Annotated in this window: 18 protein-coding genes; 11 read left to right on the forward strand and 7 right to left on the reverse strand. The window is 63.8% G+C overall.

Annotated features, from left to right (window positions below; genetic code table 11):
* Positions 1-270 precede the first annotated feature (270 nt).
* The 3 genes from CH275_RS21145 (at position 271) to CH275_RS21155 (ending at position 4,887) form a co-directional block, all read left to right on the forward strand.
* The gene (locus CH275_RS21145) at positions 271-1,167 is read left to right on the forward strand and encodes a hypothetical protein (RefSeq protein ID WP_143546843.1); all 897 of its coding nucleotides are present in this window, start codon (positions 271-273) and stop codon (positions 1,165-1,167) included.
* 144 nt (positions 1,168-1,311) lie between these two features.
* Positions 1,312-3,744, forward strand: a complete 2,433-nt coding sequence (gene uvrA / locus CH275_RS21150) for an excinuclease ABC subunit UvrA (RefSeq protein WP_094680175.1) — start codon at positions 1,312-1,314, stop codon at positions 3,742-3,744.
* Positions 3,745-4,023: 279 nt separating this feature from the next.
* Entirely contained in the window at positions 4,024-4,887 is an 864-nt protein-coding gene (locus CH275_RS21155) for a MerR family transcriptional regulator (RefSeq protein ID WP_094680176.1), read from the forward strand.
* 480 nt (positions 4,888-5,367) lie between these two features.
* On the opposite strand, the gene CH275_RS21165 is transcribed toward CH275_RS21155, so the two are convergent.
* The 3 genes from CH275_RS21165 to CH275_RS21175 all read right to left on the reverse strand — a co-directional run bounded on the left by CH275_RS21165 (position 5,368) and on the right by CH275_RS21175 (position 7,944).
* Positions 5,368-5,727, reverse strand: coding sequence for a hypothetical protein (locus CH275_RS21165; RefSeq protein WP_094680177.1), 360 nt, complete (start codon positions 5,725-5,727; stop codon positions 5,368-5,370).
* Positions 5,728-6,070: 343 nt separating this feature from the next.
* Positions 6,071-7,384 carry a lipase family protein gene (locus CH275_RS21170; RefSeq protein ID WP_094680178.1) on the reverse strand — a complete coding sequence of 438 codons (1,314 nt, stop codon included), beginning with the start codon at positions 7,382-7,384 and terminating at the stop codon, positions 6,071-6,073.
* Entirely contained in the window at positions 7,381-7,944 is a 564-nt protein-coding gene (locus CH275_RS21175; RefSeq protein WP_179276261.1) for a TetR/AcrR family transcriptional regulator, read from the reverse strand. The genes CH275_RS21170 and CH275_RS21175 overlap by 4 nt, the downstream gene beginning before the upstream one ends.
* Positions 7,945-8,021: 77 nt before the next feature.
* On the opposite strand from CH275_RS21175, the gene CH275_RS21180 reads away from it, so the two are divergent.
* The 8 genes from CH275_RS21180 to CH275_RS21215 all read left to right on the forward strand — a co-directional run bounded on the left by CH275_RS21180 (position 8,022) and on the right by CH275_RS21215 (position 15,288).
* Complete coding sequence (locus CH275_RS21180) at positions 8,022-8,819, forward strand: SDR family NAD(P)-dependent oxidoreductase (RefSeq protein WP_094680179.1); 798 nt, start codon at positions 8,022-8,024, stop codon at positions 8,817-8,819.
* Between the two features lie 41 nt (positions 8,820-8,860).
* Positions 8,861-9,811, forward strand: coding sequence for an alpha/beta hydrolase (locus CH275_RS21185; RefSeq protein ID WP_094680180.1), 951 nt, complete (start codon positions 8,861-8,863; stop codon positions 9,809-9,811).
* Between the two features lie 43 nt (positions 9,812-9,854).
* Complete coding sequence (locus tag CH275_RS21190; protein WP_094680181.1) at positions 9,855-10,400, forward strand: DUF6924 domain-containing protein; 546 nt, start codon at positions 9,855-9,857, stop codon at positions 10,398-10,400.
* Entirely contained in the window at positions 10,393-11,550 is a 1,158-nt protein-coding gene (locus CH275_RS21195) for a GGDEF domain-containing protein (RefSeq protein ID WP_094680182.1), read from the forward strand. The genes CH275_RS21190 and CH275_RS21195 overlap by 8 nt, the downstream gene beginning before the upstream one ends.
* Before the next feature lie 227 nt (positions 11,551-11,777).
* Complete coding sequence (locus tag CH275_RS21200; protein ID WP_094680183.1) at positions 11,778-12,179, forward strand: DUF427 domain-containing protein; 402 nt, start codon at positions 11,778-11,780, stop codon at positions 12,177-12,179.
* Between the two features lie 72 nt (positions 12,180-12,251).
* Positions 12,252-13,760, forward strand: a complete 1,509-nt coding sequence (locus CH275_RS21205; RefSeq protein WP_094680184.1) for an acetyl-CoA acetyltransferase — start codon at positions 12,252-12,254, stop codon at positions 13,758-13,760.
* Positions 13,761-13,800: 40 nt separating this feature from the next.
* Entirely contained in the window at positions 13,801-14,400 is a 600-nt protein-coding gene (locus CH275_RS21210; RefSeq protein WP_094680335.1) for a TetR/AcrR family transcriptional regulator, read from the forward strand.
* Between the two features lie 84 nt (positions 14,401-14,484).
* Positions 14,485-15,288, forward strand: a complete 804-nt coding sequence (locus CH275_RS21215) for an enoyl-CoA hydratase-related protein (RefSeq protein ID WP_094680185.1) — start codon at positions 14,485-14,487, stop codon at positions 15,286-15,288.
* Between the two features lie 18 nt (positions 15,289-15,306).
* Here the strand turns inward: CH275_RS21215 and CH275_RS21220 are convergent, their stop codons facing one another.
* Genes CH275_RS21220 through CH275_RS21235 form a run of 4 tightly spaced genes read right to left on the reverse strand, consistent with a single transcriptional unit; the run spans position 15,307 to position 18,745 of the window.
* The gene (locus CH275_RS21220; RefSeq protein WP_256991145.1) at positions 15,307-16,596 is read right to left on the reverse strand and encodes an MFS transporter; all 1,290 of its coding nucleotides are present in this window, start codon (positions 16,594-16,596) and stop codon (positions 15,307-15,309) included.
* 45 nt (positions 16,597-16,641) lie between these two features.
* Positions 16,642-17,871 (reverse strand): alpha/beta hydrolase, encoded by a 1,230-nt coding sequence (locus tag CH275_RS21225; protein WP_094680187.1) that lies wholly within the window; start codon positions 17,869-17,871, stop codon positions 16,642-16,644.
* Complete coding sequence (locus tag CH275_RS21230; RefSeq protein ID WP_037176298.1) at positions 17,868-18,113, reverse strand: hypothetical protein; 246 nt, start codon at positions 18,111-18,113, stop codon at positions 17,868-17,870. The genes CH275_RS21225 and CH275_RS21230 overlap by 4 nt, the downstream gene beginning before the upstream one ends.
* Positions 18,110-18,745: a VOC family protein gene (locus tag CH275_RS21235; RefSeq protein ID WP_094680188.1), complete on the reverse strand. Its 636-nt coding sequence runs from the start codon at positions 18,743-18,745 to the stop codon at positions 18,110-18,112. The genes CH275_RS21230 and CH275_RS21235 overlap by 4 nt, the downstream gene beginning before the upstream one ends.
* Positions 18,746-18,751 lie beyond the last annotated feature (6 nt).

Genomic DNA, 18,751 nt, shown 5'->3' on the forward strand with positions numbered 1-18,751 from the left:
CGCATGCTGCTGACGGGCGAACTGATCTCTCTTCGCCGTAGGGCCGGAGACCCCAGCCTCAGGGCTCTCGCCGAAAGTGCGGGATGCAGCCATACAACAGTGGCTAAATGTTTCGATCCGGAATCGGCATTGATCTCGTTCAGGTCGCATTCGTTGATCTGCGCTGCGCTCGAATGCACTGACAAAGAATCACAGAGATTGGAACTATTGTGGAAATTGTCGAAGAATGAGAATGGAGTAGAACTGCAGGAGAGGGAAATCTCTGCAGTCGTGGCCGCCGGTAATCCCAGCGATGATTTCCGGCGGGCCGCACTGGTGATCACTTCGGCACTGTTGCTGATGTCGACGCTGGGCGTTCTGGTGGGCCTCGCGCCTGGAGCCGTGGCGCGCAATCAGCTTCTCGTCGACTCTGCTCAGCTACTGTTCGCTTCCATCGCGGCATCGATCTTCGCGGTGACATCATGGCGAAACCGCACCGACACCCTCCACCGCGTGTCAGTGCTGATGGCGATAGGTCTCGGAGGGTGGGCGATCGGTCAGTGCTACTGGACCGTGGCCCACAACGCATTCGAGGACCCGCTACCGAATCTCGAGTTGGGCAACATCGCGTACTACCTGCTGCCGGTCTGCGCGATCCCGGCCTTGTGGATGCGTGCGTCGCATCTCGGCGCGATCAAGAACCGTCCGACGGCGATCTCGGGTCTGGTCATGGTAGGAATTGCGGCGTTCGCCACGACACTGGCGTTCGTGACCATCTCGTCCTCGTTCTCCACGGGATCGCAATCGTGGGTGTCGGTGATGTATCCGACCACGAGCATGGTGTTGGCGGCAGTGGCCGCCATGCCCATCCTCACCGCGCAACGCGATCTGATGACACTCGTTCTTGCAGTGGGGTTCTCTGGTCTGACCATCTCGGATTTCGCATTCGTCATCGTCACGACCAGTCCCGGTGCCGCCGGTCTCCCGGCCGGAACCACCCTCGGATACCTACTGTTCACTCTCGCCATGTGCTGCGCGGCGGTGATCACGTCGGTGCCTCGAACCGTCCGCAGCAGTGTGTCGAACGCGAAGACCGACTCACGAGCGCGTGACATGAGTCAGAGTCTGTCGACCGAAGCGCCCGCACTCGGTGTGCCCGATCCGTCGCCCCCCAGCTCGGTACCGTAGCGGGGTGGTGTCGAGACAGGGAAGCGCGGTCGGTAGCCACCGGTACCAACGGGCGCCCCGACCCACCCGCACACGACAGCGGCGACACCTGTTGGGAAAGCGACAAAATCGCCGATGAAGGGTACGAACCGCTAGGCTCGTTCGGTGACGGACTCAACGTGGGACGGGTACGTCCGTGTGCGCGGCGCTACCGAGCACAACCTGGTAGCTGTCGATGTCGACATTCCCCGCAATGCGTTCGTCGCGTTCACAGGGGTGTCGGGGTCCGGGAAGTCGTCACTGGCTTTCAGCACTTTGTACGCCGAAGCGCAGCGACGTTATTTCGAGTCTGTGGCCCCGTACGCACGTCGGCTGCTTCAGCAAGTGGGTGCACCTCATGTCGCGTCCATCACCGGCCTTCCCCCAGCCGTTGCGCTGCAGCAACGCCGGGGTTCACCCAGTTCACGCTCGAGCGTCGGCACCATCACCACGATGTCGAACCTCCTGCGCATGCTCTACTCCCGGGCCGGTACCTATCCCGACGGTGCGCCCTTGCTCCCGGCAGAAGCGTTCTCACCCAACACCGTCGCCGGCGCCTGCCCGCGGTGCGGCGGATTGGGTGAATTCCATGATGTGACAACGGACCTGCTCGTTCCCGACCCGTCGCTGAGCATTCGTGAGGGCGCGATCGCTGCGTGGCCGGGTGCCTGGCAAGGCGCAAACCTGCGCAGCATCGTCAGCGGCATGGGTATCGACATCGACGCGCCGTGGCGCACGCTGAAGAAGAAGGACCGGGAGTGGCTTCTCTTCACCGACGAGCATCCCAAGGTGTGGATCGAACCGGAAGAGGGCAGAGTCGACCACAGTTACGAAGGCAAGTTCTGGAGCGCCCGCAGCCATGTCATGCACGTTCTGACCGACTCGAACAGCGAGCGCATGCGGGAACGCGCTCTGCAATTCACCGAGACCGTCCGCTGCCCGATGTGCTCCGGAAGCGGACTGCGCGCCGACGCGCTGGCCGTCACCGTCACCGGCCGGTCGATCGCCGAGATCAATGCGGTCTCGCTGACAGAACTTGCCGCGATACTGCGCCCCATTGCCGAAGAGTCGGGGGAGGCCACGGAGGTGGCGGTACGCATCACCGCCGACCTGCTGGCCAGGATCGACGTGCTGCTCGAGTTGGGCTTGGGATATTTGTCGCTCGGCCGTAGCTCGACGACTCTGTCGCCAGGCGAGACGCAGCGATTGCGGATCGCCACTCAGCTCCGCTCGGGGCTCTTCGGGGTGGTGTACGTGTTGGACGAACCCTCTGCCGGGCTGCATCCCGCGGATGCCGAGCCACTGCTCGACGTCCTGGACCAGCTGAAGGCGTCGGGAAACTGCTTGTTCGTCGTCGAACACGACATGGACGTGGTCCGCCGCGCCGACTGGGTGGTCGACATCGGACCCGCTGCCGGCGAGGGCGGCGGACGGGTGCTCTACAGCGGCCCAGTCGCGGGCTTGGAGGAGATCGAGGAGTCGGTCACCAGCAGGCACCTCTTCGGTCGAGCGGAGTTCGTGCAGAGGGAGGCACGCCCTATCCAGGGCTGGCTCACTCTGACCGGAGTCACCCGGCACAATCTGCGGGAGTTGACGGCGCAGTTCCCGCACGCGGTCCTGACGGCAGTGACAGGTGTGTCGGGCTCCGGGAAGTCGACACTCGTCAGCCAGGTTCTGTTCGAGGTGGCGCGCCACCGACTCGAGACCGCGGCGGACGAGGACGATGACGCGCAGATCGAGGTCGACGTGGCCGAGGTCTCCGGAATCGAGACGTTCACCCGCCTGGTCCGGGTGGATCAACGCCCCATCGGCCGAACCCCACGATCGACACTGGCCACCTACGTCGGAATGTTCGACATCGTCCGCAAACTGTTCGCCGCCACCGATGAGGCCAAGGCTCGCGGATGGGCACCGGGACGGTTCTCCTTCAACGTCGCCGACGGACGATGCCCCACGTGTCAGGGCGACGGTTTCGTCGAGGTGGAGCTGCTGTTCCTCCCCGGCACCTATGGCCCGTGCCCCACCTGCCATGGCGACCGGTACAACCCGGAAACTCTCGAAATAACGTGGCGTGACAAGACAATTGCGCAAGTGCTGCACATGTCGGTGGACGAGGCTGCGATGTTCTTCGCCGATATCACGGGAGCATCCCGCAGTCTGGAGACCTTGCGCGACATCGGGCTCGGCTACCTTCGACTCGGTCAACCCGCCACCGAGCTGAGCGGCGGAGAAGCACAGCGCATCAAGATTGCCACCGAATTGCAGCGCACCCGGCGCGGCACTGCCCTCTATCTACTGGACGAACCGACCGCAGGGCTGCATCCCTCCGACGTCGCACTGCTCATGCGCCAGCTGAACCTGCTTGTCGACGCGGGCAACACCGTGGTGATGGTGGAGCACGACTTGGATGCCATAGCGTCCGCAGACTGGGTCATCGATCTCGGTCCCGGCGGCGGCGACAACGGGGGCACTGTTGTTGCCACCGGGACCCCCGCCGAAGTCGCGTCGTCCACGGACAGCATCACGGGACCATATCTGGCCCGCCGACTCCAATCCTGAACTGGCGCAACGTTGCAGGGAGCCCGATCATCAGCCTGACCGCGAATCCCCACAGGTAGGTCGCGCGGCTCATTCGGACAGATACGACAACATTGCCTCTCGGGCGTATTCGTCCACAACGACGAGTTGCGTGCACTCGGCTCGTCGGCGACGTCCCGCAGTCTCGAATGTCTCGAAAACCTGTTGCCTCATGTGTCTTTACATCCGTCGCGGACTTGCACGTTCCGTAGCGTCATGTGGTGCAGTGGGCCTATCAAGCCCACAGAGGAAGGCCCGCACATGTTCTCGTCGTTCGTTCCGCCGCGTCAGGTCACAATCGGAGGTGCCGCCGCTTTTGTCGGCACCACGCCGCGAGCGCTCCGTCATTACCACCAGATCGGTCTGTTACCGGAGCCCGAACGGGGAAGCGACGACCGCCGCCGCTACGGCTACGACGAGATGGTCCGGCTGCTGTGGATCCGCCGAATGGCCGACGCGGGCATTGCCCTCGACGACATCCGCGACGCATTCGCGGACGCGTCCGGTACCGCCGACAGCGACGTCGCGCGCATCCTGGACCGGCTGGAGGGGTCCCTCGTCGCCCGGCAAGCAGAACTCGAGCAGCAGCGGATCGCCGTGCAGCGTATGCGTGCGCGGGGAAGCAGGGTGGGCCTGCTCTCCAATGTCGTGAGCGAGCGCCTCGCAGAACTGCCCGAGGGGGCCCTGCGGCAGGACGACCTCGACACCCTGCTCGTGACCGAGCGGATCTTCGGCGCGCTCGGCGCGTCCGTCCAGGCATCGCGTTTCATCGCCCTGGCCACGCACCCGGATCTGCGGGAAGATTCCGACCGGGTCGCTGCCGCCGAGGAGGCGCTCGACGACACGGTTGCAGTCGACGACCCCCGCGTGGCGGAGGTGGCCGGCGAACGGCACGCCTTCGAGACCGCCCTGCACGCGGTTATCGAGAGATCCGGTCTGGCGCAGGCCGACGACGCTCGGTTCGACGCCTGGTACGAAGTGCACCCCGCTCCCGCCGACGCCGGATCGGCGTGCGGGTCGACGAACCTCGCCGAGACCGTGCGGATGATGCCGTACGACTTCTCTCCTGCACGCTTACGATGCATGGAACTGGCCCTGGAACTCGACGTACCCGGCACGACATGAGTCACCGGCGCCGCACGCCGACCCATATCTCGATCCGAGTCGGCATGTGGTCGGCTGTCTGGCGACGACCATGCTCATCGCCGGCGACAACTCTGCGGCTTGAACCTCGAGTGGGGTCACCTCGGTCGCGCAGGGCGGCCTGCACTTCTTCTTCGATCTGCGCGGCGAAGCGGGCCTTCTTGCCGGTGATGCCGTAGCCGAGGGCGAGCTCGAGTCGTAGAAGAGCCGGCCTAGGTGGGCCGACGCTCCGGGAGAGGGTAGTCGCTTTACCGGGGCCGATGCCTGGAGCTGGGTGCACAATTCGTACACACTGCCGGCCTGTACGCCGCCGCACACGACCCGTCCATCATCTGGGAAGGCCACCGTGTCGGACGGGAAATCGGGTACGTGGACCAGCGTTGTGAACGAGAACAGCGGTTTTCGGATCCCGCCTCTCGATTGCTGCTTTGGATACAGCTGGCGGCAATCAGACGATAGGTGTCAGCCCAGTGCACTCAGCAACACGGCATCAAGTTCTCCGGACGGAACCATCGGCAACATGTGGTGGCTGCAGCCGGTCAGAACGACGGTGTGTGCGTTAGGGAGAACCTTCCCGACTGCGTCGGCAACACGAGAACTGTTGTGCACCATACTCTCGCCGGCAAAGACGATGGTGACGTCCGCGGACAGCGTCGCCCATCGATTCCCCTTGGGGCGGCGTGGAACCACTGGTTTCGCCGACGGGAAGTCGGCACCTCTCTCGGTGAGATCGAGCCAGTCTGCGTCGAGCGGCGCATTCTTCGTTTCCCACCGGATCAGCGAACGCATACGTTCGCGAGTCGGGCGCACCAGAAGTGGCACTGCGACAATCGATGACCACCTGAGACGAAAACCGAACTACGCAAAGTACCACCAACCGGACTGGCGCTGACACTGCGGATATTTGCTTAGCTTCCGACGGAGAGTTTTCCCGCCAAGGACTGTTCTCCTTCAACGTCGCAGACGGGCGGTGCCCCACGTTTCTGGGCGACGTTTTCGTCACGGTGGAACTGTTGATCCTTCCCGCCACCGAGCTCACCAGTATCTGCCGGTGCGTCTTGCTGCGGATCTGCGGTTGTTTCCGTCCGCGTTACAGTCGGCCGGTTGACCGACGTCTCCGACCGACTCGTGTAGTGCGCTCTTTGGGTCCCGATGTGGTTGTGTATCAACCAAGTCGGCCGGTGAATGCGCGTCCGGTCGATACAGCGAGTCCGAGCAATCCGCGCAACCCCGGCAATGATCCCGCCAGCGACCACACGGTGTTCGTCGACGATTCGTCGGTCGGCTTGCCCGCGAAGCGATCCGAGAGCCAATCCAGAGTGACGGGGGCTGCGATCGGGTGCAGCGACAGGTGTTCGCTGAGGCGATCACGGATGTATGTGACGTTCGCTCCCGCAGCGCGGTAACGGCGCACTTGCCCGTCCACGTCGTCCACGTCGATCATCGGATCATGCACCGCTTGCACCACGAGAAGCGGAAAGTCGGGTGCCGACTTGCCGGGCTGAATATCCTGAAAGATCTGCACCATCTCGGGTGTCGCCAAGAGGTCTGCCATCGGGATATCGAGGTGCCGCTCCAGATCGTGCATCACCATGGACGCGACGGCATGCACTGTCGTCTTGCGGTGCAGGGACGAGAGGGCCTCGAGCCCTGCAGCAGCCACGTGTTCGCGAACGACGCGGTCGAGTTCGGGGTAGGTGCGACGGAGGCCCTCCACCACCATCGCGGGCAGCGCCGCGAAGATCGTGCCGTTGAGGCGGGAGAATGCAGATCCGGGATCGCCGACGGGCGATCCGAGTGCAGCGCCGACGATGTCGAGTTCAGGGGCGTAGTCGGCTGCAGCCTCCGCGGCCCACGACGTCGCCAATCCGCCACCCGAGTACCCCCACAGCGCGACAGGGGTGGTGGCTGCGAGATCGAGCGGCTCGAAAGACAGTGCCGCGCGGACGCCGTCGAGTGTGCAGTAGCCGGGCTCGATCGGTGCTCCCCACTGTCCGTTCATGCCCTCGTGATCGGGAAGGGACAGAACCCATCCGCGGCGCAGTGCGTACAGGATGATCATGAACTCGAACTGCGGTACGGAGCCGACGGCTCGAGCGCCCGCCCGCAGGACGTAGGACGGGAAGCATCGATCCGACACGGCGTCGATCGCGCACTGATAGGACAGCAGGGCGCGCTGCGTTCGCGCTCGGCCCCCGACCGGAAGAATCACCGTCGTGACCGCGACGCGCGCTGCCCCCTCGAGGCTGGTGGTCCGGTACAGAAGTTGCCACGCCGACACCTTCTGCCGAATGACACCGAACAACGCGAGGGTCACCTCGCGGGACCGCAACACGGTCCCCGGCTCCGCGCGCTCGAATCCGGCAGGGGCCCGATAGAACGGGTCCATGCTGGGAATCGCGATGATCGATTCCGAGTCGGCGTGGTCGGCTGCCACTCGCGGACGACCGGTCGACGCGGTATCGGGTTCGGTACTCATAGTGGATCGCTTCCTGGTGCGGGTGCGATGGTGTCGACGAGTTGCTCGATGACTGCTCGGGAGACTTCGGGCGACGCCGCGTGAGTCAGCAAGCCCTCGACGACGAACGTACCGATGCGGAGCATGGCATCGGCCGCCTCACCGGATAGGCCTGCAGCCTCGATATCGGCGGCGAACAGCGATTCAGCGAAAGCATGAAACCCGTTGTGCCACTGATCGATGGCCTCCGACTCGGCCACCCGATCGTGCACCGTGGAGACCAATGGGCCGACTCTCCGAAGCCGCTCCACCAGCCAGTACAGCCTGTCGGCGAGTGGTAGATCGACGATCTGGAGGTAGTCCGTGGCGTCCTCGGCGGCGATGGCCGTCAGAACAGCGACCAGGATGTCGTCCTTGTCGCCGAAGTACCAGTACAGCGTATTCGCGGTGACGCCCGCTGCTTTCGCCAGACGGCTGATCGAGGTGCGGTCGAAGCCGTCGGATACGAACATGTCGCGGGCGGCGTGCACGATGTCCTCTCGCTTGCTCTCCCGGTCGTGGAGTCCGCGATTCCTGGGCATGTGACCAACTATATCTTGAATGGTCTTCAAGAGACTGCTACCGTCCTTGAATACCGTTCAAGAGTGGAGGCCCGTCGATGTCGAAGACCGGAAGAACCGCGCTGATCACCGGAGCGTCAGCGGGCATAGGCACGGCCTTTGCTCGACACCTCGCCGCCGAGCGGCACAACCTCGTTCTCGTTGCGCGGCGCGAGGACCGACTCATCGCACTGGCGGACGAGCTGTCGTCCCAGCATGATGTGCGATGCGACGTCGTGCCCGCGGACCTCGCCGATCGCTCTGCACCCCGGGCCATCTTCGACGAAACGAAATCCCTCGGCGTCGACGTCGACATCCTCATCAACAACGCGGGCATGTCGGGGAACTTCACGTTTGCAGATGCGCCGTTCGACGCACACGCCGCGGAAATACAGGTGATGATCACTGCCGTCACCGAACTCGCTCATCTCACGGTGCCCGGCATGAAAGAACGCGGATACGGCCGAATCGTGAATCTGTCGTCGTTGGCGGCGTTGCTGCCACCTGGTGCGAGTCTGCTGTACACCGGAATCAAGTCCTATGTGCTCGACATGTCGCAAGCACTCGACATGGAGTTGCGCCCGCACGGCATCCACGTGACTGCGCTCTGCCCTGGTTTCACCCACAGTGAGTTCCACGACGTGATGGGAACCCGAGATGCAGCGACCTCCAAGCTGCCCTCTCTGCTGTGGCAGTCGCCCGAGGACGTTGTCCGAGAGGGATGGCGGGCAGTGAACAACGGCACGCCGGTGTGCGTGCCCGGGATGGTCAACAAGGTGACTGCTGCTGCCGCGAAGCCGATTCCGACTCGCATCGGCTACTACCTCGGCAAAACCCTCAACCCTTTCAAGCTGTGAGATCCGATCACCACGCTGCTGGAGAACAGAGAGACGAACGCATGACCACCGACAACCACACCGGCTTCACCCGCGCCGAAACATCGTTCATGTCGGACGGAGTTCGATGCGCAGCAACGGTCTTTCGTCCCGCTGGGTCCGCCGCCGAGGCGCGGCCGGCAATCGTGATGGCGCACGGATTCGGCACGCCTCGAGCAATGCGCCTGTACGCGTACGCCGAGCGTTTCGTCGAGGCTGGTTACGTGGTCTGCGTCTTCGACTATCGGTTCTTCGGGGACAGTGACGGCGAACCGCGCCAACTGCTGGACGTGGGTTCTCAGCTTGCCGATTGGCGAAGCGCAGTCGACTTCGCTCGCTCGCTCGACGGCGTCGACGAGAACCGAATCGTCGGATGGGGTACATCGTTCGCCGGTGGTCACGTACTCACGTTGGCGGGCAACGGCGTTCGGTTCGCAGCAGTCATCGCCCAGGTGCCGCACGTCGACGGAACCGCCGCCGTTCGCGCGACCGGTTTCAGGCAGGCGTTGCGGCTGGCACCGGCTGCCATCACCGACAGCGTCCGCGCCGTCCTCGGACGATCGCCGCACTACGTCGACAGTGTCGGGCTTCCTGGCACCCGAGCTGTGATGGTCTCACCTGACGCCATGAAAGGGCGTGACCGCTTGGTTCTCGAGTCGGGTCTGAAGGACGGTGACTACCCCGAGACCGTGGCGGCCCGGATACTGTTGAAGATCTGGCGGTATTCGCCGGGCCGTACGATGTCCGCGATCGGCTGCCCCACGCTGGTGCAGATCGCGTCCGACGATGCCGTCACCCCGGCGTCCGTCGCACAACGCGCCGCGGCGAAAGTGCGCAAAGCCACGGTACGTACCTACAACGGTGGTCATTTCGATCCGTACGTCGAGCCATTGTTCTCCTCGGTGATTCGAGATCAACTGACCTTTCTGACCGACAACGTGCCCCTGCAACTCCGGGCCGTCCCCTCCGCCTGACCGAACGGTTCGGTGCACCCCACAGTTCTCGGATTGGATCACCATGCCCGACGGAAACAACCACTCTGAACTGTGGCTGCTGCGAACATATTTCGGTAATGGCGACGATTGTGCGTGGACCACCCTGACGGAGCAGGCCCACCGCACGCGATCGTCGGTACCAGGTGCTGCGCTGGTCATTTCCTCGGACCGGACGCAGTGTCAGCAGCGCATTCGTCGGGTGCTCACGCGACTGGCCACGCGCGCCGAGGCGAACGACGGCTTGTATGTTGCCATTGCAGACAAGCAGACGTTCCTGCGCCACGATCGCATGCTGCTCACCATCGACTGTTCGGCAGTTCCACGACACGCCGAACGCATGCCCGCAATCCGTATGGCCCCGCCCAATGCGTTTCGGTTGGGTATCGATGGCGGATCGCCCAATACCGAGCGTTCGATCGACCCGACTCGCCGGCCGATGACGGAAGTTGCACTCGCACAAATCGATTCGGAGAGCACCGTTGCCGATTTCGCGGCAAGCGTGGGCGACGCGATCCGAGCGAGTCTGCGGTGGCGAACGGAGATGACACGAGACGATTCCTGTGGGTAGACACCGGGAATCGACGGCGAGAACTGCGCCAACCCACATTTCGGCGGGCGCTCGGACGTACGACGAGCCTCCCGACCCGCTGCTGCGAACAGGCGTCGTCGTTCAGACATTGCTGTTCGGGCTCGTCGGCATCGGCACCACTTTCACACAGGACGGCCCCGCCGACGGTCTCGGCACCGTGCTGACCTACGCCGTGTGTATCAGCACGATTCCCGTCGCATGGATCATGAGCAAAGCCGATTACCGGATGGACTTGTGGTCTCGCCGCGCACCGGTCAACAACTGGTTCGTCGTGTACTGCGAATTCGGTGTCACCGCCGTGACCGCAACGTACTCCGATCCGTTGGCAGCGCTGCACGGGGCCATGTTGCTCGCACTGGTCGGTGCGTACGCTGCCCATTTCGCCCGACCGAGAGTGATCTGGTTCCACGTCGTGTGGAGCACCGTCTTCGTTCTCGCACTCGGAGCCGTGGCGCTGGCAAGGGCCGCGACCGACACCGTATCGATCGTCCTGCGAGTGTTGGTGGCCGTCATCGTTATCAACGGCGCTGTCACACTGCTGTCGGCGTACTCGCGGGCGGTGTTGAAGTCCTCTCGGGTACACCTGTCGGATGCGATGACGGATCCGTTGACCGGAGTGCTGAACCGGCGGGGCCTCGAGGCCAGAGCATTCGACACCAGCGACAGCGTTGGCTACCCCGCAATCCTGCTGATCGACATCGACCACTTCAAAGCAGTCAACGACCACCATGGCCATACAGCGGGTGATGTGGCACTGAGACTGACAGCGATGCGCCTGACCATGTCTGCCGGCAGGCACGCCGTCGTCGCGAGACTTGGTGGCGACGAATTCGTCGTCCTGGTTTCCGATCCGACGCCGACCCTCGGGGAGTTCGCAGACAAGTTGCGTCGTGCCGTACACAACGCCGACGACGACATCGCGATCACGGTCAGCATCGGCGGTTCGTTGCCGCACATGGACCGCCGCACGTCCCGGGAGATATTCGACGGGACACTGGCCGCCGCCGACGCGGCTCTCTTCACTGCAAAACGAAACGGCCGCAACCGTATCGCTCTGGCTCGCCCAAAGATCGCGGAGAGCTCGAACCGAGAGTCCGAGAGAGATCGCAGTGGAGGCGCTGGTCGTTGAAGTGAATGGAATAGTAGAGGGCTCGCTTCTGGGTCGCAGTGCCGAGGTGAACAGGGCTCCACTGCTTCCGTAGAGCGGTGTGGGTGCTGCGGATCGGACGGTGCAGGGAACCATCTATCAGCTCGTTGTCGAGTACGGAAAGAAAGTGCCTCCCGGAGGGATGAAACTGCCTAGGTTTGCGGTTGGATCATTCGTCAGCACGACCTGAAAAGTGAAAGGCATGCACCGTGTCCGAACGCGTCGTCCTCGAACCCAACGCCGAGCACCCGATCACCGTCGAGCCCACCGAAGGGCGCGTAACCGTTCACATCAACGGGCAACAGGTGGCGGACAGTAGCAACGCCCTGACCCTGATCGAATCGAACTACCCTGCGGTTCAGTACATCCCGATGAGTGACGTCGATACAGGTCTGCTTCGGAAGAGCGCCACAACCAGCTATTGTCCGTTCAAGGGCGATGCCGAGTACTTCAGCGTCGCCGCTGAGTCCGAAACTGTCGCCGACGTCGTCTGGACCTACAACGCGCCCTTTCCTGCGGTGGCAATGATAGGACGGCACGTCGCCTTCTACACCGACCGAGCCGACGTCGTGATCGGCGACGTCGACGCGGAACCCGTCAACGTCCCTTGACAATTCGGTGACCCGTAACCGGATCGATCCGCGCAGCATTGCGGACAATTTCTGTCTGTATATGCTGGCAGCATGCTGATCAGCGCGGAACGTGTTCCCGTCATCGTGGGTGTGGGTGACCTGAAGTTCGCAGGCGATGACACTACGCAGAGCACCATCGAACCCCTCGAGCTCGTTCTGCGCGCTGTGAACGCAGCGATCGACGACGCTGGTGGACACGGCCTGAAAGAGAAGCTCGATGCTGTGCACGCTGTTCGCACCACGAGCTGGAATTACGACGACCTTCCGTCCCTGGTCGCAGACCGACTGGGTGTGACACTCGAGTCTCGTTCCACCAGCACGATCGGCGGGCACCACCCGGTGCGCCTACTCGACCAGGTAGGCCGAGATATCGCCGAGGGGCTCACCACTGCAGCGCTGGTGGTGGGCGGCGAGGCGCAGGCCTCCGTCCGCGCCCTGATGAAGGCGGGTGTGGACCCCGGTGAGTCGGGTTGGACCACCGCACCGGGAGGCCCTCCCTCGTTCTCGCCCGAGGACCTCGGCAGCGCCGAAATGCAGCGAGCAGGAATCCTGGCACCGGTACAGATCTACCCGCTCTTCGAGAACGCCCGTGCCCATGGCCGTGGACTGACCCCCAACCAGGCACTGCGCGAATCGGCCGACATGTACTCCCGCTTCTCGGCAATCGCGGCCGAACATCCTGTTGCCTGGAGCCCGGTCTTTCGCACGCCGGAGGACATCGGCACTGTCACGTCGTCGAACCGGTCTGTGTCCGATTGCTATCCACTGTCGATGAACGCAATGCCGTTCGTCGATCAAGCAGCTGCGGTCTTGGTCTGTTCATTGGCCACCGCTCGCAAGTCTGGTGTGGCAGAGGACCGGATGGTGTACCTGTGGGGTGGTGCGGGTGCCGTCGACAATCCGGATGTGTTGGCGCGCCCGGTGTTCGACGATGCCCCGGCTCTCCGTGCGGCCGTGCAGCGCGCTCTGTCGAGGGCCGATGCCACCAGTGCGAACCTCGCATTCGTCGACGCGTACAGCTGCTTCCCGATCGTGCCGGAGCTTCTGGCCGACGAGCTCGGCCTGGCCGAGGGGTCGACTCCCACTGTCCTAGGCGGACATTCGTTCTTCGGTGGGCCGCTGAGCAGCTATTCGCTCCACGCCGTTGCGGAGTCGACGCGGCTGCTGCGAAAGACCTCCGGAGTCGCGTTGGTTCATGCAAACGGCGGCTACCTGACGTATCAGCATGTGGTGCTGCTGTCCACGACGGCTCATCGCGACGGATACGTCGGCGACCCGGAGCCGGTGGATTCCTCGGGCACGCCGGCACGTGTCGTGCATGGCTACTCGGGAAGGGCGACCATCGAGACGGCTACGGTCACGTACGACCGTAGCGGCCTGCCGGAGCAAGCCTTTGTCGTTGCAGCAACAGACGATGGGGCGCGGGTGGCGGGCCGAGCCGGACGTGAATTCGCAGCGACGCTTCACGATCTCGTGTCCGGGCGGAACGAGTCGGCCGTCGGACGCCGGATCGAGCTGGTGGACAAGGAGGGGAAGCTTGCCGTCGGCCTCTGCACGTAACCGTCGCGTTCGGCAGGCAGACGGGTGAGAGGATGCAATGATGTCTCAGGAGTCTCCGCGCGGACCAGGACGCCCCCGTGACGCGGACATGGAGGACCGCGTGTACGGCGCTGTGCTCGAGGTGTATTGGGAAACCAGTTGGCGGGGCTTCACATTCGATGCAGTCGCGCGGCGGGCCAAGGTCGGCAGAGCCGCGCTCTATCGCCGCTGGGCCGACAAGGAAGAGCTCCTGGTTCAAGCGCTCGAAGCACGGTCGCCGCTGTCCACGCCGATCGACACCGGATCGGTCCGCGGGGACCTGATCGAACTCGCGGAGCAATTGGCCGTCGGCTACGGAGAGCTCTTCGGCTTGGTCTCACTACGGGTGACTCTCGACGCGATGGTGAATCCGGACCTGTTGTCGCATCTCACCGACACTCTCAATCAGAGCCGTCTGGTCACCACCCGACGCATCGTCCGGCGCGCGATTCTGAGAGGAGAACTACCGGAGGGCACGTCGACGACGTTGCTGCTCGAACTCGTGACGGGAGCGGTGTTGGCGCGTGCACTGTTCGCGCAAGCGCACGCAGGCGCGAGAAGTCGCGCCGCCGTGCACCACTCGAAGTTGGTCGTCGACACCGTTCTGCGAGCGTTGAGCTAGCCGATGGTGAACCGGGCCACCGGCCGAACCATTGCAGACAGTGACTGTCTGAATTAGTGTTGTCGGGTCTCACGACCCGAAGAAATGAGGATCGACGTGTCCGGAGTGGTACTCACCGAAGTGCGGGGACACACCCTCGTCGTCACCATCGATCGCCCGGAGGCAGCCAACAGCATCAACGCCGATGTACATAGCGGTTTGGGTGAGGCCTGGGAGCTCGCCCAGAACACCGACGATATTCGAGTGGTGGTGTTGACGGGAGCGGGCGACAAAGTCTTCTGTGCCGGAGCGGATCTGAAGGCCCTCGGAACGGCCGGACCCGCCGGTGTGACTCCACCGGACACCGCGCACTGGGGCTTCGCCGGAATCGTCAAGCACCACATCACGAAGCCGGTGATCTGCGCGGTGAACGGCAGTGCACTCGGTGGTGGGACCGAACTTGCATTGGCCGGCGATCTCGTTGTCGCTGCGGATACTTCGAGCTTCGGCCTGCCCGAGGTCAAACGAGGTCTCATCGCCGGAGCGGGCGGAGTATTCAGATTGACCACGGCCCTGCCGCGTGCTGTCGCGCTGGAGCTACTGCTGACGGGAGCCGCCATGAGCGCCCAGGACGCGCTCCGGTGGGGATTGGTCAACCGGGTCGTTCCTCAACCCGATGTGCTGAGCACTGCTCTTGCCCTCGCAGACGTCATCTCAGCGAACGCACCGCTCGCGGTTCAGGCGAGCAAGCGCGTCGCTCACGGAATCAGTGACGGCGCGATCGAGACGGAAGCGCGCAGCTGGGAGCTCAGCGAACAGGCCCTGGACTCACTGAGCCGTTCGGCAGACACAGTGGAGGGAATCATGGCCTTCATGCAGAAGCGCGATCCGATATGGACCGGAAAGTGAACCCGATCGTGAACACAGTCATCTTGCGTCAGGTGCATGCAGCCGACCTTCCGATGCGGACGCCCGGCCGCTACGCAACTTTCGTCCCGCCGGAGTCAGAATCGTCACTCCGGCACCGATGATCGCAGGCAAGGCGAAAGCCAGAAGCTGAGTGCTGGTTCCCGCACCGGCGGCAACGAACAGTCCGCCGTACGTGGGACCGACGATCGCACCGAGTCGCCCCGCCGCGAGTGCGACGCCCAGTCCTGTGGTCCGGCACGACACGGGGTAGTAACCACCGATGAAGGTGTTCAGCAGGATCTGCGTCCCGGTCGTACCCATTCCTGCGATCAGCACCAGAACGTACACGATCCCGATCGGGGGAGTGGTCGCGATCAATGCCAACGACACCGCTGCGCAGAGGAATCCGAGGGTGGTCACCGGTTTGATGCCGAACCGATCGGCCAGGTAAGCACCGCCGAGCGCACCTACTGCACCGCCCACATTGAGTACCAGCAGGAAGGACAGCGCTGCTCCGAGCGGGTACCCGGCCGATCGCATCACAGCGGGCAACCAGGTCGCGACACCGAACAACACGAGCAGGCACAGCAGGGTCATCACCCAGAAGGACAACGTCACTCGCGCTCGGTTCGCGGTGAACAGTGCGCTGATTCCGCGATCCGTCGATCGCGGGTCACCACCGGAATCCTCGACTGCTTCCTCCAGTCCGTAGCGCGTCGAGATCGTTTGTGCCGCATCGGTCCTGCCTCGCGAGGTCAGGAAGGCCGGAGATTCGGGGAGATAGCCGACCATCACTGGCAGAATCAACAACGCCGGGATCATTCCTGCTGCGAACATCGCTCGGAAGCCGAACTCCGGGACGAGCCACAGCGACAGGATCCCCGCCGCGATACCGCCGACACTGGTGCCCACGAATCCCAGTGCGACCGTTCGTGCTCTCGTGTCCAGTCGGGAGAATTCGATCAGCATCGATGCCGCGGTCGGCATCAACACTCCTGCTCCGACGCCGACCACGAATCGCGCTGCTCCGAAGATCTCGGGTGAGGGTGCAATCGAACAGCATCCCATTGCGGCCGAGAACAACGCGGCCGCGGCGATCAAGGCGCGTCGCCTACCCCAGCGATCCGCGATGCTGCCCGCGGCGAGTGCCCCGGCGAGCATGCCGACTCCCGCCACGGATCCGAGTACCCCGACGGTCGCCGGATCCAGATCCCACGGCTCGTACGCCAGGAGCGACGGAACCACCGTTCCGTACATCAGAAGGTCGTACCCTTCCAGCGTCAGCGCCGACAGACAGAGTGCGACCACGGGAGAAAAAGTGTTACGTGACATGTGTTTCCGCTCGCAAGAGGGTCAGATGAAGTGTTCGGACAACCAGGTACCGATATCGGCGGCGGCCAGAGAAGCGCCGGTGGGCGCCCCGTCGCGAATGGGGCCGCCGAAGTGGGTGCCCTCGATCGCCACGCGGCTCTTGTCGACCGAGCCGAGAGCCTCGACCATCCTGGACGCGTCCTCCGGGAAACACGCCTGATCGCCGGTCAGTTCGACGAACAACGACGGGACCGTCACCGACGGTGCGCACCGAACGAAGTCGGCGTTGGAGCTCAGACCGGACCACGTCGACAGCCAGGCATCGGGCGTGGACAGGCGTGCGAATCCGACGAGACCGTAGTTCGTCAGATCCGGCCGTCGGCCGAACAACGAACCGTACGGTCGAGCGTTCGGACTGAGCGAGAGGTCGGTGAATCTCAGGTCCGCGTCGGTTCGATAGACGGTCAGTAATCTCGGTGCCAACGCATCTCGACGGTCGGCAGGATCACCGCTTGTCTTGAAACGCCGTCGGGCGTCGGATGCTTCGGCGACCCGTGCTCGCGCGAGTGCGTCCAATCGAGCGACGCGCTCGCGTTGTGCGACGCGATACCGGTCCACGAAATTTTCTGAATACGAGGAGCTTCCGGGAGCATCGACGAATCCGTTGGCGGCATCGAAAGGATCGAGCGACGGGTCGATGGACATGGGGTCGGATTCTTCGACGACGGACGGATCGATCAGTCGGAGCAGCAGCGCACCCTGTCCGGGGTGCGGAGCCATGAAGATCGCACCGTCCGGCACTGGCATCTCCGCGGACGCGAGGTCGATCGGTCGACCTGCAGGCGTTGCCGCCAGCCGATCCCCGGGCGCGAGACCGGCTTGCTCGTGGTAGAACGCGAACAGGGTGCCGCCACCCGAGTGTCCGAGCGTCACAACGTGATCGAACGATTGTGAGCGTAGGAACACCTGCCCGGCGGCGGCGTCGAGCAATGCCTGCTCGTGCACCAGGGAGATGTCGTTGTTCACCGATCGCGTGCCCTGCGTCCACACCGCGTATCCGCGGGCGAGCAACTCGGGCACGAGAACGTGATGCGTCAGGTCCTGTCTCGGGTGCATCAGGGCAACGACCGTCTCGGCACCAGGGACCGTGCGCAACACACCGCTGACCTTGGCACCGTCTGCGGTGGTGAGCTCGTGCGCCGAGGTCACCGTGTTCGACGGAGCCTCGGCGGCATCGATGTACCGGCCTGCGCCGAGTCGGGTCCGAGTCATGACTGCTCGACGCGCAGGGCGTCTTTGTCCCACTGTGTGATTCGAGACTCCGACAGGCCAGAGACGCTGCTGTACCAGACGGCGTGCCTGCATCCAGTGGCCCGACGGTCGATGACGATGTCCCCGTCCGAGACTATGCGGAAGTACGGGCCTACGTGGTCTACGCGTACGGCTGGGTCGACGTCGGCCACCGATGCGATAGTGGTGTTCTCGGGAATGTCGAGTACATACAACGTGGTCACGACACCCCCACCTCGTGCTCGGCCGACCAGTCGGCCGCACGTTCGACGATCAGCTCGGCCTTGCGGGTCAACAGGTTCGCCATACTCGGGTCGGGTCCGCGAACGACGTCGATCAGGGCGTCGATCGTCAGGTTCGCGTCGAGGTCTTCCTGCGGCGTGACCGGACGCATCGCGCGGGTGAGCTCGATCATGTAGCCGTTGGGATCGTGTGTGTAGATCGACTCGATCGTCTCGTGTTGGATCTGCATCTCCACGGGCCAGTCGCTGCCGTCCAGCCGCCGCCGGTATTCCATGAGGTCTTCTTCGCTGTCGACGTGGATTGCCAGGTGACGCGAGCGGATGAAGAAGATCGGTACGTCCTCGGCGAAGCGTGAATAGGAATCACCCTGTGGTCCACCGTCGAACGGTTCGAGGCCGAAGTAGTAGAAGAACGCGAGTCGGTCGTCGTTGCCGATGTCGAAGAAGAAGTGAATGAAGTCGGGATGCTTCTCCGGGCCCCACCCTGCGGCGCAGATGGAGTGGACGACGGGGAAGCCGAGCACGTCGCGATAGAACTCGACCGTTGCCGCCGGATCGAACGTGGGGTAGGCGACGTGGTCGACGCCCCGCACCTTGTGTGGCAAGTCGGACATGAAGAT

It is taken from the genome of Rhodococcus sp. 06-235-1A (assembly GCF_002258785.1).
Classification (GTDB): domain Bacteria; phylum Actinomycetota; class Actinomycetes; order Mycobacteriales; family Mycobacteriaceae; genus Rhodococcoides.

Coding starts and splice junctions, on each gene's coding strand:
- CH275_RS21235 (WP_094680188.1), bottom strand. CDS start 18,745: ATGTCCGACTTGCCACACAAGGTGCGGGGCGTCGACCACGTCGCCTAC.
- CH275_RS21185 (WP_094680180.1), top strand. CDS start 8,861: ATGACCACCGACAACCACACCGGCTTCACCCGCGCCGAAACATCGTTC.
- CH275_RS21210 (WP_094680335.1), top strand. CDS start 13,801: ATGTCTCAGGAGTCTCCGCGCGGACCAGGACGCCCCCGTGACGCGGAC.
- CH275_RS21190 (WP_094680181.1), top strand. CDS start 9,855: ATGCCCGACGGAAACAACCACTCTGAACTGTGGCTGCTGCGAACATAT.
- CH275_RS21205 (WP_094680184.1), top strand. CDS start 12,252: ATGCTGATCAGCGCGGAACGTGTTCCCGTCATCGTGGGTGTGGGTGAC.
- CH275_RS21180 (WP_094680179.1), top strand. CDS start 8,022: ATGTCGAAGACCGGAAGAACCGCGCTGATCACCGGAGCGTCAGCGGGC.
- CH275_RS21155 (WP_094680176.1), top strand. CDS start 4,024: ATGTTCTCGTCGTTCGTTCCGCCGCGTCAGGTCACAATCGGAGGTGCC.
- CH275_RS21175 (WP_179276261.1), bottom strand. CDS start 7,944: ATGCCCAGGAATCGCGGACTCCACGACCGGGAGAGCAAGCGAGAGGAC.
- CH275_RS21225 (WP_094680187.1), bottom strand. CDS start 17,871: ATGACTCGGACCCGACTCGGCGCAGGCCGGTACATCGATGCCGCCGAG.
- CH275_RS21170 (WP_094680178.1), bottom strand. CDS start 7,384: ATGAGTACCGAACCCGATACCGCGTCGACCGGTCGTCCGCGAGTGGCA.
- CH275_RS21215 (WP_094680185.1), top strand. CDS start 14,485: ATGAGGATCGACGTGTCCGGAGTGGTACTCACCGAAGTGCGGGGACAC.